Annotated in this window: 13 protein-coding genes; 7 read left to right on the forward strand and 6 right to left on the reverse strand. The window is 74.6% G+C overall.

Annotated features, from left to right (window positions below):
* Positions 1-59: 59 nt before the first annotated feature.
* Positions 60-1,241: an ABC transporter substrate-binding protein gene (locus tag ACFOYX_RS19855; RefSeq protein ID WP_322439009.1), complete on the reverse strand. Its 1,182-nt coding sequence runs from the start codon at positions 1,239-1,241 to the stop codon at positions 60-62.
* A 446-nt stretch (positions 1,242-1,687) separates the two neighbouring features.
* On the opposite strand from ACFOYX_RS19855, the gene ACFOYX_RS19860 reads away from it, so the two are divergent.
* From ACFOYX_RS19860 to ACFOYX_RS19875, 4 genes are all read left to right on the forward strand, one after another.
* Complete coding sequence (locus ACFOYX_RS19860; protein ID WP_322439008.1) at positions 1,688-4,777, forward strand: sensor histidine kinase; 3,090 nt, start codon at positions 1,688-1,690, stop codon at positions 4,775-4,777.
* Positions 4,774-5,181 carry a roadblock/LC7 domain-containing protein gene (locus tag ACFOYX_RS19865; RefSeq protein ID WP_007465177.1) on the forward strand — a complete coding sequence of 136 codons (408 nt, stop codon included), beginning with the start codon at positions 4,774-4,776 and terminating at the stop codon, positions 5,179-5,181. Before ACFOYX_RS19860 ends, ACFOYX_RS19865 begins: the two co-directional genes overlap by 4 nt.
* Positions 5,182-5,247: 66 nt before the next feature.
* Positions 5,248-5,610 (forward strand): DUF742 domain-containing protein, encoded by a 363-nt coding sequence (locus ACFOYX_RS19870; RefSeq protein WP_109800404.1) that lies wholly within the window; start codon positions 5,248-5,250, stop codon positions 5,608-5,610.
* Positions 5,591-6,214: an ATP/GTP-binding protein gene (locus ACFOYX_RS19875; RefSeq protein WP_109800405.1), complete on the forward strand. Its 624-nt coding sequence runs from the start codon at positions 5,591-5,593 to the stop codon at positions 6,212-6,214. Before ACFOYX_RS19870 ends, ACFOYX_RS19875 begins: the two co-directional genes overlap by 20 nt.
* Positions 6,215-6,234: 20 nt before the next feature.
* Here ACFOYX_RS19875 and ACFOYX_RS19880 read toward each other — a convergent pair whose 3' ends face one another.
* From ACFOYX_RS19880 to ACFOYX_RS19900, 5 genes are read right to left on the reverse strand one after another with little or no spacing between them, the layout of a single operon-like run.
* Entirely contained in the window at positions 6,235-7,323 is a 1,089-nt protein-coding gene (locus ACFOYX_RS19880) for a uroporphyrinogen-III synthase (RefSeq protein WP_322439007.1), read from the reverse strand.
* Positions 7,323-7,670, reverse strand: a complete 348-nt coding sequence (gene nirD, locus ACFOYX_RS19885; protein WP_322439006.1) for a nitrite reductase small subunit NirD — start codon at positions 7,668-7,670, stop codon at positions 7,323-7,325. Before nirD ends, ACFOYX_RS19880 begins: the two co-directional genes overlap by 1 nt.
* Entirely contained in the window at positions 7,667-10,198 is a 2,532-nt protein-coding gene (nirB, locus tag ACFOYX_RS19890; RefSeq protein WP_322439005.1) for a nitrite reductase large subunit NirB, read from the reverse strand. Before nirB ends, nirD begins: the two co-directional genes overlap by 4 nt.
* Entirely contained in the window at positions 10,195-11,670 is a 1,476-nt protein-coding gene (locus tag ACFOYX_RS19895) for an FAD-dependent oxidoreductase (RefSeq protein WP_322439004.1), read from the reverse strand. The genes nirB and ACFOYX_RS19895 overlap by 4 nt, the downstream gene beginning before the upstream one ends.
* A complete protein-coding gene (locus ACFOYX_RS19900; protein ID WP_322439003.1) occupies positions 11,667-13,781 on the reverse strand; it encodes a molybdopterin oxidoreductase family protein in 2,115 nt (704 codons plus the stop codon). Before ACFOYX_RS19900 ends, ACFOYX_RS19895 begins: the two co-directional genes overlap by 4 nt.
* A 147-nt stretch (positions 13,782-13,928) precedes the next feature.
* Here ACFOYX_RS19900 and ACFOYX_RS19905 point away from each other — a divergent pair, with 147 nt between their 5' ends.
* The 3 genes from ACFOYX_RS19905 to ACFOYX_RS19915 all read left to right on the forward strand — a co-directional run bounded on the left by ACFOYX_RS19905 (position 13,929) and on the right by ACFOYX_RS19915 (position 15,325).
* Complete coding sequence (locus ACFOYX_RS19905; protein WP_322439002.1) at positions 13,929-14,624, forward strand: class I SAM-dependent methyltransferase; 696 nt, start codon at positions 13,929-13,931, stop codon at positions 14,622-14,624.
* A 160-nt stretch (positions 14,625-14,784) separates the two neighbouring features.
* Positions 14,785-15,042, forward strand: a complete 258-nt coding sequence (locus tag ACFOYX_RS19910; protein WP_109800412.1) for a DUF6364 family protein — start codon at positions 14,785-14,787, stop codon at positions 15,040-15,042.
* On the forward strand, positions 15,032-15,325 hold the full coding sequence (locus ACFOYX_RS19915; RefSeq protein WP_109800413.1) for a hypothetical protein: 294 nt from the start codon (positions 15,032-15,034) through the stop codon (positions 15,323-15,325). Before ACFOYX_RS19910 ends, ACFOYX_RS19915 begins: the two co-directional genes overlap by 11 nt.
* The last annotated feature ends 86 nt before the right edge of the window (positions 15,326-15,411 follow it).

A 15,411-nucleotide genomic window follows, 5' to 3' on the forward strand; every position in this document is an offset into this window, starting at 1 on the left:
CCCCCCCACCCCATGACCGCCCGGAGCCGGTTGCGGTGGGGCCACACCCACCAGGGCGACTATCCCGCGAGCCGCCAGCGGCCGCCCCGGGCGACCAGGGTCGTGAGGGCCTGGGGCATCAGGCCGGAGTGGTTGTCCGGGGTCATCCGGATCGGGCCGGAGAGGCCGTCCAGCTGCGACGTCTCCAGCACGTCGCGCAGGGCGGCCCGGTTCACCCGGCCGGGCTCCCCACCGGCGCGCAGCTCGGCGTCCGCGACGAGCTGGACCGCGTCCGCGGCGAACGACGAGAAGCCGTGGTACCCGCCGAAGCGGGCGGTGTAGTCCTGGAACCACTGGCGGCGGGCCGCCTTGGCCGGGGTGGTGGCGATGACGTCGTCGATCACCATGGTCTGGGTGAAGATCAGGGTCGCCCGCTCGGTGGTCCGTGCCGAGCCGCCGAGGAAGAGGTCGCCCGCGGCCGACGCGTCGAAGAACAGCGATCCGGCGAACCTGGCCTGCCGGGCGCTGGCGGCCGCGAGCGACGCCTGCTCCGGCGGCGTCCAGACGACCAGCGCCTGGGGCTTCCGCTCCACCAGGGCCGAGACCTGGGTGGTGACGTCGGTGTCGGTGGTCCGTACGGTCTCGGCGCCCAGCAGCCGGATGCCGGCCTTGGTGAACTCGCCGCGCAGCGCGGCCAGCCCCTCCCGCCCGTAGTCGTCGGCGGTGTGCAGCACGGCCACCCTGCGGATGTTGCGGCGGGTGAGTTCGGTGGTGAGCGCGCCGGCGCTGTCGGCCGCGTTGGGGGCCAGTTTGAAGACGTACCGGCGCTGGGCGACCGGCTCGGTGACGGCGGCGGAGGCGGCGAGCGCGATCGTCGGAATGCGCTTCTCGTCGATGGTGCGGACGGCGCCGACCGCGCATTCGTTGCAGCCGCCCATGATGATGGCGGTGACGTCGGAGTCGTTGCTGAAATCGTTGATGTTGCGCAAGGATTCGGCGGCGTCCGAGCGGTTGTCCTTCACCTTGAGCTCGATCTTCCGGGCGCCCAGTGCGCCGGAGGAGTTCAACTGCTCGACCTTCAGTTCCAGCGCCCGCTGGTACACCTTGCCGACCGGTGCCGAGGCGCCGGAGAGTTCGAGGTCGGCGGCGATCACGATCGGGTTGGTGTCCTGCTGCTCCTCGCCGAACTGGCAGCCGGTGAGCGTGGTGGCCAGCACGGCCGATGCGAGCGCCGCGATGCTCGCGGAGCGGATGGGGCTCAACTCAGTCCTCCAGGTGCGGCGCGGGCGCTGCCCGATCACCGCCGCTTGTCCGTCCTCAGTGGAGAACGGGATTGGTCTGCCGTACGGTGTGCGCGAAGCCTGCAAAACCTTGCCAACGCCGGGCCCTGTGGTCAAGCGCGGAAGGCGGGGAGCTGTTTCGGGACGCTCATCCCACATGGTGGGGACATCGAATGTTTACCGTCGCTCACTTTGCAGCGTCGACCGACCACTCTGGATGTACATGCCCTGTTCAGGGGGCTGGGGAAAAGAAGGTAATAGTTGACCGGAGACCGGCTTGAGGGCCCGCCGACCGATTCCTACCTCACTGCGGCTTCCCAAACAGGATCTTCTCTGATGAAATCGCGGCCGTGCCGCGCGTGGCGCTGGCCGCTGCACCAGGCACGGGTCGGCGGGTCAGGCGTGGGAGAAACGACGGAGGCGATGTCGTGAGCACCGGACCTACGACCCTGCCCGCGAGCCTCGGTGCCGACCCGCGGAACCGGCGACGGCGGCTGCCCCGGCTGCGGGACGCGCGGATCCGTTCCAAGCTCGCCCTCATCCTGGTCGTCCCGGTCGCCGCCGTCATCGCCCTGGCAACCATCCGACTCGTCGCGGTCGGCGAGGGTGCCTACGACGCCACCCGGATCCGCTCCCTCACCTCGCTCTCGATCGACATCTCGGCGCTCAGCCAGGACCTGCACAAGGAGCGGATGGCCGCAGCCGTCTACCTGGCGGCGCCCGACCAGAAGCCGGACGACTACAACCTGCGGGTCCGCAGCACCGACGAGCGGATCACGGCGTACCGGGACGAGCGGGGCCGGCTCGACGGGCTGCCCGCCTCCGTCCGGAACCGGCTCAAGGTCATCGACGACCACCTGGCGACGCTGAACGGCACCCGGCAGGAGGTGCTGGACCGGCAGCAGATGCCGGTGGCCGAGGCGAGCCTGCGCTACGGCATCATCCTCACCGACCTCGTCTCGTACGGCGACACGCTCGCCCAGCAGCCCGGCGGGGAGAGCCTGGCCGACGCCCGCCGGGCGGTGGCGGCCTTCGCCCACGCCAAGGCCGCGGTCGCCGAGGAGCAGGCGGTGGCCTTCACCGCGCTGGCCTCCGGGCGACTCGACGAGGAGCAGTTCTCCTCCTTCGTGGCGACCCTGACCAGCCAGCAGGAGGCGCTGCTCTCCTTCTCGCGGGCCGCCGAGCCGGCGCAGCGGGCCCTGGTCGACAGCACCGTCTCCGGCGACGCGGTGCAGCTCTCCGACGGGGTCGCGGCCGACCTGTCCCGGTCGGTCGGGCAGCGCCCGCTGGTCACCCGGGACGACGCCTCCGCCGCCATCGGCGCGGTCGACGACCTGATGCGGTGGGCCGAGATCCAGCTCCAGGACCAGCTCTTCGCCGACGCCGACGCCGCGCGTACGGAGGTGATCCGGCAGGCCGTCGTCGAGACGGCGCTCGTGCTGCTCACCCTGCTCATCGCGGTGACGCTCGCCGTGGTCCTCGCCCGCTCGCTCAACCACTCGCTGCGTCGGCTGCGGGAGGGCGCCCTGGCGGTGGCCAACCACGACCTGCCGGAGGCGGTCAGCCGCCTGCAGAACATCGGCACCATCGGCGACGGCGGCGTGGAGGAGATCGTCCAGCAGGTCCGGGACCCGATCAAGCTCAGCAACCGCGACGAGGTCGGCCAGGTAGCGGTGGCCTTCAACGTGGTGCACCGGGAGGCCGTCCGGGTCGCGGCCGAGCAGGCCGCGCTGCGGACCAGCGTGTCGGCGATGTTCCTCAACCTGGCCCGGCGCAGTCAGACGCTGGTCGACCGCATGATCGGCGAGCTGGACGCGATCGAGCGCAGCGAGGAGGACCCGAAGCGCCTCGCTCAGCTCTTCGAGCTCGACCACCTCGCCACCCGGATGCGCCGCAACGACGAGAACCTGCTGGTGCTGGCCGGGGCCGACTCGGCCGTGCCGCGCCGCGACGACGCGCTCCTGGTGGACGTGCTGCGGGCCGCCCAGTCCGAGGTGGAGCTCTACAACCGGATCGAGTTCGGCACGGTCGACACGGACGTCTCGGTCGCCGCGCACGCGGTCAACGACGTGGTCCGGCTGGTCGCCGAGCTGCTCGACAACGCCACCCGGTTCTCTCCGCCGAACACCACGGTGGTGGCCGACGGCCGGCGGATCCGGGACTACGTGCTGATCCAGGTGGAGGACCGGGGTCTGGGCCTCAGCGACGAGCAGCTCGACTCGCTGAACCGGCGACTGGCCGCCCCGCCGACCGTGGACGTGGCCGCGTTCCGCCTGATGGGCCTCGCCGTGGTGAGCCGGCTCGCCTCCCGCTACGGCATCCGCGTCGAGCTGCGGCGGAACGTGGAGGGCGGGACGGTCGCCCAGGTGACCCTGCCGAACTCCACGGTGGTGCTGCCGGCCAGCCGGGGCCACGACCCGGCGCCGCTGACCCGGCCCCGCCAGCCGCTGGCCGTCGAGCAGACGCCGCCGGCCCCGGTCGGTCACGCCGACCCGTTGGCCGGCGTCGGGCGTACCGCCGCGGCCACCCTGACCGACCAGTGGCGTACCCCGGCGCCCGCGCCGGCCCGCTGGCAGGGGCCGGACACCGGCCCCGCGGTGCAGGTAAGGGGCTCCACCGGCGCGCTGCCGAGCCTGCCCACCATGCCGGCCACCACGCCGGCCGCGCCTCCGCCGCCGGCACCCGTCTCCAGCGGCGGCCTGTCGGTGGGTACCTCCACCGGCGCCCACCCCACCCGCAAACCGCTGCCGAAGCGGACCCCGGGCGGGGAGACCGCCGGCGCGGGCGCCACGGGGCTGCCGGACGGTCCGACCGCCGGACTGGGCGGCCGCGCCACGGCCGGCCGAGCCCCGGTGACCCCGCCGGTCGCGGCGGCTCCGGAGGCGCCGCCCGCGCCGGCCGTCCCGGTGGCCGCCGGGCGGGAACAGCCGGGCGAGGCGCCGATCTTCCGGGAGATGGAGGCGGTCTGGTTCCGCTCCCACGGTGACGACGAGACGACGATCTTCACCCGGCCCCGGTTCGACGACGAGCCGGCCCCGGCCGCGCAGCAGCCGGTCGCCGCGGCGTCGCGCCCGCCGCTGCCGGCCCGCACCCCGGGCGCGCAGGCGTCGGGCGTGACGTCGCCCCCGCCGTACACCGCGCCGTCGGCGCCGTCGGCGCCGTCCGTGCCGCCCGCTGCGGCCGTACCCCCGCCCGTGCCACCGGTCGCCGCGCCGGCGTCGGCGCCGCCCGAGGCGGACGCGGGCGCCTGGCGGACGGCGGCCGACGAGGGCTGGTCGCGGGCGACCCGAGCTGCCGAGCCGACCACCGGCGGCACCACCCGCTCCGGTCTGCCGAAGCGGGTGCCGCAGGCCCAGCTCGTCCCCGGCGGCATCGAGCCGAAGGGGGGCCGGTCCCAGAGCCGGCGCACGCCCGATGAAGTACGCGGCCTGCTGTCGGCCTACCACCGCGGTGTGCAGCGGGGTCGGACGGCCGGCGCGGACCTGAACAGCACCTCGATCAAGGAGACGAACCGATGAACAGGCCAGCGGCCATGCAGGACATGGGTTGGCTGCTCACCAACTTCGCCGACAGCGTGGCGGGCATCGCCCACGTGGTGGCGGTGTCCGCGGACGGGCTGCTGCTCGCCTCCTCCCGGGATCTGCCCGGGGACCGGGCGGACCAGCTCGCCGCGATCACCTCCGGCGTGGTGAGCCTGACCGAGGGCGCGGCGCGGATGTTCAGCGCGGGCGGCGTGCTCCAGACCGTGATCGAGATGGACAGCGGATACCTGTTCCTGATGTCGATCAGTGACGGCTCGTCGATGGCGGTGCTCGCGGCGCGCAGCTGCGACGTCGGGCAGGTGGGCTACGAGATGGCGCTGCTGGTGGAGCGGGTGGGTGCGGCCCTGGTGCCGCTGCCCCGGGACGCCGTGCGGTCCTGACCGGAACCCGCGTGACCAGGTGATCCGGAGCCGACCCGGCTCCGTACGGAGGGAGGTGATGGCGATATGGAACCACGGCGGGACCCGCGCGGCGCGCTGGTGCGGCCGTACGCGGTCACCCGGGGCCGTACCGAGCCGCTGCAGAACATCGCCCTGGAGGCGGTGCTGTCCTGCACTGCCACCCAGGTGGCCGAGGCGCGGTTCGCCGGGCACGACAAGTACCGCATCGCGTCGGTCTGCGAGGGCCGGGCGCAGTCACTGGCGGAGATCGCCGCGTACACCCGGATGCCGCTGGGTGTCGCCCGGGTGCTGGTCGCCGACCTGGTGGCCGAGGGCCTGCTGACGCTACACACCGCCGCTCCCGCCGAGGGATTCGAGGAGCGGATGAACCTGCTTGGAAGGGTGCTAAGTGGACTTCGCGAACTATGACCCCGCCGGGGCGCGCCGCAGCCGGGAGATCATCTCCGCGAAGATCGTGGTCGCGGGTGGCTTCGGCGTGGGCAAGACGACCCTGGTCGGAGCGATCTCCGAGATCACTCCGCTGACCACCGAGGCGTTGATGACGGCCGCCGGGGTGGGCATCGACGATCCGTCGAAGGTGCCCGGCAAGGAGACCACCACGGTCGCCATGGACTTCGGCCGGATCACCATGGCCGAGGACCTGATCCTCTACCTCTTCGGCACGCCGGGCCAGACCCGCTTCTGGTTCATGTGGGACGAGATCATCCGGGGGGCGGTGGGTGCGGCGGTGCTCGTCGACACCCGGCGGATCACCGACGCCTTCGCCCCGCTGGACTACTTCGAGAACCGCAATCTGCCGTACGTGGTGGCGCTGAACCGGTTCGACGGCGCGCCGCAGTACGAGGTGGAGGAGGTCCGCGAGGCGCTGGCCATCCCGCCGGACGTGCCGCTGGTGATGTGCGACGCGCGGCAGCGGGAGTCGGTCAAGCAGGTGCTGGTGACGGTCGTCGAGCACGCCATGCTCCGCCTCCAGGCCGAGCACGGCCGCGGCTTCCCGACTCCAGTGGGCTGAGTCCCCCCGGGTGTCCCGGCTCAGTCGACCCGGAGCCGGTAGCCGCGCTTGACGACGGTCTGCACCACGCGCGGGGCGCGCAGGCCGGCCCGCAGCCGGGCCACGGCCATCTCCACCGCGTGCTCGTCGGCGCCCCGGGGGAGCGTCCGCAGCAGGGCGGTCCGCGGCAGCACCCGGCCCGGGTTCCGGGCCAGCGCCCGCAGCACCGCCATCGGGGCCGGGGCCAGCGGGCGCAGTTCCCCGTCGACCACGGCCGCGTGCCCGCGCAGGGTGAGCAGGTGACCGGCGGCCTTCACGGTGACCGTCCGGCGCGGCAGCTCGTCGACGATCGTGCGGACCAGCGCGCCGAGCCGGGCCCGGCTCGGCGCGCTCACCGGCACCCCCCGCCGGACCAGCGGCTCCGCGGTGACCGCGCCGACGCAGCCGGCCAGCACGTCACCGCGGAGCGCCTCCAGCACCGTCTCGATCCGGTCCCCGGCGGCCCGCAGCAGGGCCTCCGCCGCCGGGGCCGAGGTGAACGTGACCGCGTCGACCAGCCGGTTGGCGACCAGGTCGATCAGCCGGTGCAGCGGCGCCGGGTCGGTCGGCGCGGCCCACCGGTAGACGGGCACCTCGATCACCGTGGCCCCGGCATCCTCCAGCGCGGCGGTGCACTCCGGCTGCCGGTCGCCGTGCAGCTGCATGGCGATGACCTGCCCGGCCACGCCGCGCCGGCGCAGGTGCTCCACCACCTCCTCGCAGCTCTCCGAGGCCGGCGACCACTGGTCGTGCAGGCCGGCGGCCCGGATCGCGCCGCGCGCCTTTGGCCCGCGGGCCACCACGTACGACTCGGCGAGCACCGAGCGCAGCGGTTCGGCCAGCCCCCAGCCCTCGGCCGCCTCCAGCCAGCCGCGCATCCCGATGCCGGTGTTCGCCATCAGGATGTCCGGCGGCCGGTCGAGGCAGGCCCGGGTGGCCTCGCGCAGGTCGGTGTCGTCGGCCAGCGGCACGATCCGCAGTGCCGGGGCGAGCACCACCCGGGCGCCCCGCCGCTGGAGCAGCGCGGCCAACTCGTCCCGCCGCCGGTCCGCGGTGACCCCGATCGTGAAGCCGGCCAGTTCGTCGGCCATCACTCCTCCTGTCGCAACCGCACCTCGACCATCCCGTCCCGGCAGCGCGCCCGGTGCCGCCGCAGCGTCACCTCCGGCAGGTCCAGGCAACGCCCGGTCCGCAGGTCGTAGACCTGCTTGTGCAGCGGGGAGGCGAGCGTCGGCACGCGGCCGCGGCTGCCCACGATGCCCCGGGACATCACGTACGCGCCGCCGACCGGGTCGAGGTTGTCGACCGCGTACAGTTCGCCGCCGGTGCGGAAGAGCGCCACCTGCACGCCGTCGACCAGCGCGGCGACACCCCGGTCGGGGTCCAGCCGGTCGAGCGGGCAGACCGCCGTCCAGTCCAGCGTGCTCGTCGGGTTCATCGGCGTACCTCCGGAAGGCCGAGCGCGACCGGCTGGCGGCGGCGGTCCGCGCCGGCCGCCGGCGGGGCCCCGCGCGCCGGTACGGGTTGGCCGCGTTCCACGGCGAAGGTGATGGACGGGTCGGGCACGTCCGGGGCGTTGACGAAGGAGGTGAACCGGCGCAGCCGGTCCGGGTCGTCGAGGACGTCCCGCCACTCGTCGGAGTAGGACGCCACGTGCCGGGCCATCGCCGCGTCGAGGTCGGCGCAGAGCCCGAGGGAGTCGTCCACGATGACCGCGCGCAGGTGGTCGAGGCCGCCCTCCATCGCCTCGATCCAGGCTGCGGTGCGTTGCAGCCGGTCGGCGGTGCGGATGTAATACATCAGGAATCTATCGATCAGCGGAATCAGCGCTTCTGTGGATAGGTCAGTGGCGAAGAGGTCGGCGTGCCGGGGCCGGAAGCCGCCGTTGCCGCCGACGTAGAGGTTCCAGCCGGTCTCGGTGGCGATGATCCCGAAGTCCTTGCTGCGCGCCTCGGCGCACTCCCGGGCGCAGCCGGAGACCGCCGACTTGATCTTGTGCGGGGCACGCAGGCCCCGGTAGCGCAGCTCCAGGGCGATGGCCAGCCCGACCGAGTCCTGCACCCCGTACCGGCACCAGGTCTCGCCGACGCAGGACTTCACCGTGCGCAGCGCCTTGCCGTACGCGTGGCCGGACTCGAAGCCGGCGTCGACCAGCCGGCGCCAGATCTGCGGCAGCTGGTCGACCCGGGCCCCGAACAGGTCGATCCGCTGACCACCGGTGATCTTCGTGTAGAGCCCGAAGTCCCGGGCCACCTCGCCGATCACGATGAGCTTCTCCGGGGTGATCTCGCCGCCGGGGATCCGGGGCACCACCGAGTAGCTGCCGTCGCGTTGCAGGTTGGCCAGGAAGTGGTCGTTGGTGTCCTGCAACGACGCCTGCTCGCCGTCGAGCACGTGCCCGGTGCCCAACGAGGCGAGGATCGAGGCCACCGCCGGCTTGCAGATGTCGCAGCCGCGCCCCCGCCCGTGCTCGGCGATGAGCTGCGAGAAGGTGCGGATGCCCCGCACCTGGACGATCTCGAACAGCTCCTGCCGGCTGGCGTCGAAGTGCTCGCAGAGGGCCGTCGACTGCTGCACCCCGGCCGCGTCGAGGAGCTGCTTCAGCATCGGCACGCAGGAGCCGCAGCTCGTGCCGGCCCGGGTGCACGCCTTCAGCGCGGGCACGTCCGCGCAGCCGTCGGCGATCGCCGCGTCGATCTGCTCGCGGGTCACCGCGTTGCAGGAGCAGACCTGCGCCGCGCCGGGCAGCGCGGCCACCCCGCCGCCGGTCTCGCCGGCCGGGGCCAGCAGCGCCAGCGGGGGAGCGGGCAGCGGCCCGCCGACGCTGGCCCGCAGCGTCGGGTAGGCGGTCGCGTCCCCGACCAGCACGCCGCCGAGCAGCGTCCGCGCGTCGTCGGAGAGGACCAGCTTCGCGTACGACCGGGTGGCCGGGTCGGTGAAGGTGACGTCGAGGCAGCCCGGGGTGGTGCCGTGCGCGTCGCCGAACGACGCCACGTCCACGCCCAGCAGCTTGAGCTTGGTGGCGGTGTCCGCCCCGGGGAAGGTGGCCGCCCCGCCCAGCAGCCGGTCGGCGACCACCTCCGCCGTCGCGTACCCGGGGGCGACCAGGCCGTGGCAGGTGCCGTCCACGGCGGCGCACTCGCCCACCGCCCAGATCCACTCGTCCGCCGTCCGGCACGTCGCGTCGACCAGCACCCCGCCGCGCGGGCCGACCGCCAGCCCGGCCGTCCGGGCCAGCTCGTCGCGGGGCCGGATGCCGGCGGCGACGACGACCAGGTCGGCGTCGACCGTGCCGCCGTCGGAGAGCTCCAGCGCCGCGACCGCGCCGTCCGGGCCGGGGCGGAGCGCGGTGGTGGCCACCCCGAGATGGGTGGTGACGCCCAGCTCCTCGACGTAGCGGCGGAGCATCGCGCCGCCCGCCTCGTCCACCTGGACCGGCATCAGCCGGGGCGCGAACTCGACGACGCTGGTCGCCAGGCCGAGCAGCCGCAGCGCGTTCGCCGCCTCCAGGCCGAGCAGGCCGCCGCCGATCACCGCGCCGGTCCGCCGCCCCGCGGCGTGCGCCCGGATCGCCGCCAGGTCGTCCAGCGTCCGGTAGACGAAGACCCCCGGCAGGTCCGTGCCGTCGACCGGCGGCACGAAGGCGGACGACCCGGTGGCCAGCACCAGCGCGTCGTACGGATGCTCGCCGGCCGCCGTGGTCACCACCCGCCGCGCCCGGTCGACCCCGGTGGCCGGCTCGCCGAGGCGCAGCGTCACGCCGTCGTCGGGGGTGTGCAGGTTCAACTCCTCGGCGCTCACCCCGTCGAAGAAGGCCGAGAGCCGCACCCGGTCGTACGCGGGCCGAGGCTCCTCGGCGAGCACCGTCACCCGCCAGCGCCGGTCGTGGTCCCGGGCGCGCAGCGCCTCGACGAAGCGCTGCCCCACCATGCCGTTGCCGATGACGACCAGATCGCCGCCACTCATCGCGTCACCTCCATCGCCTCGCGGTCCCATCCCGTCACCTCCGCCGGTTCGGCGCCGGCGAGCCAGTCGACGATGCCGGCGAGGGCGTCCCGGCAGCCGCCGCAGCCGGTGCCGGCCCGGGTCGCCCCGGACAGCGCGTCGACCGTCCGGGCACCGGACCGCCAGCAGGCCACCAGCGCCCCCTTGCTGACGTCGTTGCACTGGCAGACCGTGGCCGCGTCCGGCATCAGCGCGGGGGACGCGGCGGGCGCGGCCGGCACCGCGCCGAAGGCCCGGCCGAGCAGCAGCGACCGGCGGTCCGCCGGCACCGGGGCACCCCGGTCGAACAGCTGCACCACGGTGCCGACCGCCGGGTTGTCGCCGAGCAGGATCGCCCCGGTCAGCCGCTCGTCGCGGATCCGCAGCCGGGCGTACGTCCCCCGGGCCGGGTCGGCGAAGGTCAGTTCCTCCACCGGCTCGCCGGTCCCCGGGCCGTCGGTGGCGTCGCCCATCGCGGCCAGGTCGATGCCGGCGGCCTTGAGCCGGGTCACCACCGGCCGGGGCCGGTAGCGGGCCAGCGGGTCGTCCCCGGCCAGCACCTGCGCCACCACCCGGGCCTGCGCCCAGGCCGGGGCGACCAGTCCGGTCAGCGCGCCGTCGTGCTGGGCGCAGTCGCCGATCGCCGAGATCCGCCGGTCGCTGGTCCGCATCCGGTCGTCCACCACCACGCCGCGCTCGACGGTCAGTCCGGCCGCGGCGGCGAGGGCGGTGTCGGGGCGTACCCCGCAGGAGAGGACCAGCAGGTCGGCGGTGAGGGACCGGCCGTCGGCGAGGTCGAGGCGGACCCCGTCGGCGTCCGCGGCCACCCCGGTCGCCGACACCGCCAGCACGGTGCGCACGCCGAGTCCGGCGAGGGTGCCGACGAGCACCGCGCCGGCGGTCGGGTCGAGCTGCCGTTCCATCAGGTGGCCCATGGGGTGCACCACCGTCACGTCCAGCCCCCGGGCGGTGAGCCCGCGGGCCGCCTCCAGCCCGAGCAGGCCGCCGCCGAGCACCAGGGCGCTCCGGGCGCCCTCGGCGGCGGCGAGGATGCGCCGGCAGTCGTCCAGCGTGCGGAACGGCACCACCCGCTCGGGCAGCGGGTCGAGGCCGGGCAGCGGCGGCACCAGGGCCCGGCTGCCGGTGGCGAGGACCAGGTGGTCGTAGCCGTACCGGTCGCCGTCGTCGGTGTGCACCTCGCGGGCGGCCCGGTCGATCGCGGTGACCGCCACTCCGGTCCGCACGTCCACGCCCTGCCCGGCGACCTCGGCCAGCTCCACCTCCGGCTCGGCGATCTTCCCGGCCAGCAGGGTGGAGAGCATGATCCGGTTGTACGCCCGGTGCGGCTCCGCCCCGAGCACGGTGACCTTGTGGTCCCCGCCCCGGGCGTGCACCTCGGCGGCGAGCCGGGACCCGGCCATCCCGTACCCGACGACGACCACCCGCTGACTCACGACTCGACCCTTTCGACGCGGACGGCGCAGATCTTGAATTCGGGCATCCCGGAGACCGGATCGACCGCGTCGTTGGTGACCGAGTTGGCGCGGGCGGCGCCGGCCCAGTGGAACGGCGCGAAGACGGTGTCCGGCCGGATCGTGGGGCTGACCCGGGCGGGGGCGCGCAGCTCGCCCCGGCGGGAGACGACCCGCACCTCCTCGCCGTCGGTGACGCCGAGCCGGGCGGCCAGGTCCGGGTGCAGCTCGACGAAGGCGCCGGGTGCGGCCCGGCGCAGCGCGGCGACCCGCCGGGTCTGGGTGCCGGACTGGTACTGGGCCAGCACCCGCCCGGTGGTGAAGTGCAGCGGGTAGTCGGCGCAGACCTCCTCGGCGGCCGGCCGGTGGGTCACCGGGTGGAACCGGGCCCGCCCGTCCGGGGTGGGGAACCGGTCGGCGAAGAGTCGGGGGGTGTCCGGGCCGTCCGGGTCGGGGCAGGGCCAGAAGACGCCACTCGCGGCGTCGATCCGGTCCCAGGTCACGCCGGCGTAGTCCGCCGGCCCGCCGGCCGAGGCCCGCCGCAGCTCGGTGAAGACCGTCCGCGGGTCGGTCGGGAAGTCGACCGGTGCGTCGAGCCGGGTGGCGAGGCCGGCGAGGACCGCCAGGTCGGTGCGGACGCCGGGGGGCGGTTCGCGCAGCGCGCGGCGGCGGAGCACCCGGCCCTCCAGGTTGGTCATCGTGCCGTCCTCCTCGGCCCACTGCGCGACCGGCAGCACCACGTCGGCCAGGGCGGCCGTCTCCGAGCGCAGGAAGTCGGCGACGACCAGCAGGTCCAGGTCGCGCAGCCGGGACTCGATCCGGGCCGCCCGGGGCGCCGACACCACCGGGTTGGAGCCGAAGACCAGCAGCGCCCTGGGGCCGTCGGGCGTGCCGAGCGAGTCCAGCAGCCGGTACGCCGGCACCCCCGGCCCGGGCAGGTCGTCGGCCGGTACGCCCCAGACCCCGGCCACGTGCGCCCGGGCCGCCGGGTCGTCGATCTTCCGGTAGCCGGGGAGCTGGTCGGCCTTCTGCCCGTGCTCGCGGCCGCCCTGGCCGTTGCCCTGCCCGGTGAGGCAGCCGTACCCGGAGCCGGGGCGGCCGGGCAGGCCGAGGGCGAGCGCCAGGTTGACGAAGGCGGTGACGGTGTCGACGCCCTTGGCGTGCTGCTCGGCGCCCCGGGCGGTGAGGATGATCGCGCTGCCGGCGGTGGCGAGCGCCCGGGCGGTCGCCTCCAGGTCGGCCACCGGCACCCCGGAGAGCCGTTCCACCTCCGCCGGCCAGTAGCCGGCCACCGTGCGGCGGACGGCGTCGAAGCCGGTGGTGCGGGTGGCCAGGTACTCGCGGTCGAGCCAGCCCTCGGTGAGCGCGATGTGCAGCAGCGCGTTGGCGACCGCCAGGTCGGTGCCGGGGAGCGGTTGCAGGTGCAGGTCGGCCTGGCGGGCGGTCGCGGTCACCCGGGGGTCGATCACGATCAGCCGCCCGCCGCGTTGCCGCTGGTCGGTGAGGTGGCGCAGCAGCGGCGGCATGGTCTCCGCCGGGTTGGCGCCGACCAGCAGCAGGGTCTCCGCCCGGGCGAGGTCTTCGAGGGGGAAGGGGAGTCCCCGGTCGACGCCGAACGCCCGGATGCCGGCGGCCGCCGCGGAGGACATGCACCAGCGGCCGTTGTAGTCGATGTGCCGGGTCCGCAGCGCCACCCGGGCGAACTTGCCGAGCGCGTACGCCTTCTCGTTGGTCAGCCCGCCGCCGCCGAAGACCGCGACGGCGTCCCGGCCGTGTCCGCTCTGGACGGTGCGGATGCCGGCGGCGACCCGGTCCAGCGCCTCGTCCCAGCTCGCCGGGCGCTGCTCGCCGGTAACCGGGTCGCGCACCAGGGGGGTGGTGAGCCGTTCGGGGTGGTCCAGCAGTTCGGCGGCGGTCCAGCCCTTCTGGCAGAGCCCGCCGCGATTGGTGGGGAACTGCCGGGGGAGCACCTCGGTCCGCCCGTCGGTCTCGCGCAGCGTCATCCCGCACTGGAGCGCGCAGTACGGGCAGTGGGTGGCCGCCTCCCGGGATGTCGCCCCCGGTCGCGTCGCCACCCGTGCACCGTCTGTCATGTCGGCAAAGCGTGCCGCCGGGCGGTTTCCGGTCCGGGTCCCTTCTGTTTCGGTCCTGTCAAGAGCGCCTCACACCGCACGGGGTCACCGGGCCGGACCTCCGGGTTTAGAATGTGAGACAAAAATCCTGCATCTTGGGAGGCCGGGATGACCGTGGCGGACGCGTTCGACGCCGTGGCGGGGACGTACGACGAGGCCCGGCAACGGCTGGTGCCCTGCTTCGACGCCTTCTACGGGACCGCCGTCGAGGTCGCCGCCCCGCCGCTGCGGGCGGCGCTGGCGGCGGGACGTACCCCGGAGGTGCTGGACCTGGGCGCGGGCACCGGCCTGCTCTCCCTGCTCCTCTCCGCCGCCGTGCCGGGGGTCCGGCTGACCCTGGTCGACGCCGCGCCCGCGATGCTCGCCGTCGCCGCCGACCAGCTCCGCGCCCGGGACGTGTCGCACCGGGTGGTCCGGGCGGACCTGGCCGACCCGCTGCCGCCCGGCCGGCACGACGCCGTGGTCTCCGCGCTCGCCATCCACCACCTGGCCGACGCCGACAAGCGGGCCCTCTACCGCCGGGTCGCGGCGGCGCTCGTCCCCGGCGGGGTGTTCGTCAACGCCGAGCAGGTGGCCGGCCCGACGCCGGCTCTCGACCGCCGCTACGACGAGGTCTGGACCGCGCGGATCACGGAGCTGGGCTCGGACGCCGAGGAGATCGCCGCCGCCCGCGATCGGATGCGGCACGACCGGCCGGCCACGGTGGCCGACCAGTGCGGCTGGCTGGCCGAGGCGGGGCTGGTCGACGTGGACTGCTTCTTCAAGGAGTGGCGCTTCGCCGTGTTCGGCGGCCGGGCGGCCTGACCGCGTGGATGCCTCGTTGCTATCCGGAGCCGGCTCCGGATACGCTGACGTGCCCGGCGGCGATTCGCCGGGGATGTCGGTGGTGGGCGTTCTGGCGTCCCCGGCCGAGGGGCGCCGACCGGGATGACCAGCGGTCATACCAGCCGGTAATCTCTCCGGCATGACTGCCAAGGTGACACTCTCGTTCTCCGACGAGACGATCGAGGAGGCGCGCCGGTTCGCCAAGCGGGAGGGGCTGTCGCTCTCCGCCTGGATGGACCAGGCCGCCCGGGAGAAGGCGCTGCGCGAGGTCTTCACCGCGCACGCCGCCGCCGTCGGTCGCGCCGGCCTGGATCTGGAGTCCGACGCCCTCGCCGACGCCCACGAGGTCGCCCTGGTCGACGACGTGCTCTTCGGCGGACGCCCGCGTGCTGCGTAGGGGAGAGGTCTGGCGCATCGAGGGCGCCCGGGAACGGCTCGGGCTGGTGATCAGCTCCGACGTCTACAACTCCACCGACGTGCCCATCGTGATCGTCGTCGAGGTGGTCGACGAGTCGCTGCTGCGGGACTCGCCCCTCGCGGTGACGATGGGCCGCTGGGTGGTGATGCCCGACCGGCTCTCCTCACCGATGAAGAAGTGGTTCACCGAGTGCGTCGACGTGGCCGACACCGAGACCATGCAGCGGGTCGGCCGGGCGCTGCGCATCCTCCAGGAGATCTGACCGGCTCACCACCGGTCCGGGGCGGACGTGCGATCCCCGTTTCCGGAACGACCCCCGACGGGCACCGCCGGGAAACCGCCCGTTCC

Origin of the sequence: Micromonospora sp. GCM10011541, from assembly GCF_042650725.1 — a bacterium.
GTDB classification, from domain to species: domain Bacteria; phylum Actinomycetota; class Actinomycetes; order Mycobacteriales; family Micromonosporaceae; genus Micromonospora; species Micromonospora sicca.

What these genes read in the sequence shown, in the direction of transcription:
- ACFOYX_RS19865 (WP_007465177.1), top strand. Translation starts at nt 4,774, where the DNA reads ATGAACAGGCCAGCGGCCATGCAGGACATGGGTTGGCTGCTCACCAAC.
- ACFOYX_RS19870 (WP_109800404.1), top strand. Translation starts at nt 5,248, where the DNA reads ATGGAACCACGGCGGGACCCGCGCGGCGCGCTGGTGCGGCCGTACGCG.
- ACFOYX_RS19880 (WP_322439007.1), bottom strand. Translation starts at nt 7,323, where the DNA reads ATGGCCGACGAACTGGCCGGCTTCACGATCGGGGTCACCGCGGACCGG.
- nirD (WP_322439006.1), bottom strand. Translation starts at nt 7,670, where the DNA reads ATGAACCCGACGAGCACGCTGGACTGGACGGCGGTCTGCCCGCTCGAC.
- nirB (WP_322439005.1), bottom strand. Translation starts at nt 10,198, where the DNA reads ATGAGTGGCGGCGATCTGGTCGTCATCGGCAACGGCATGGTGGGGCAG.
- ACFOYX_RS19900 (WP_322439003.1), bottom strand. Translation starts at nt 13,781, where the DNA reads ATGACAGACGGTGCACGGGTGGCGACGCGACCGGGGGCGACATCCCGG.
- ACFOYX_RS19905 (WP_322439002.1), top strand. Translation starts at nt 13,929, where the DNA reads ATGACCGTGGCGGACGCGTTCGACGCCGTGGCGGGGACGTACGACGAG.
- ACFOYX_RS19910 (WP_109800412.1), top strand. Translation starts at nt 14,785, where the DNA reads ATGACTGCCAAGGTGACACTCTCGTTCTCCGACGAGACGATCGAGGAG.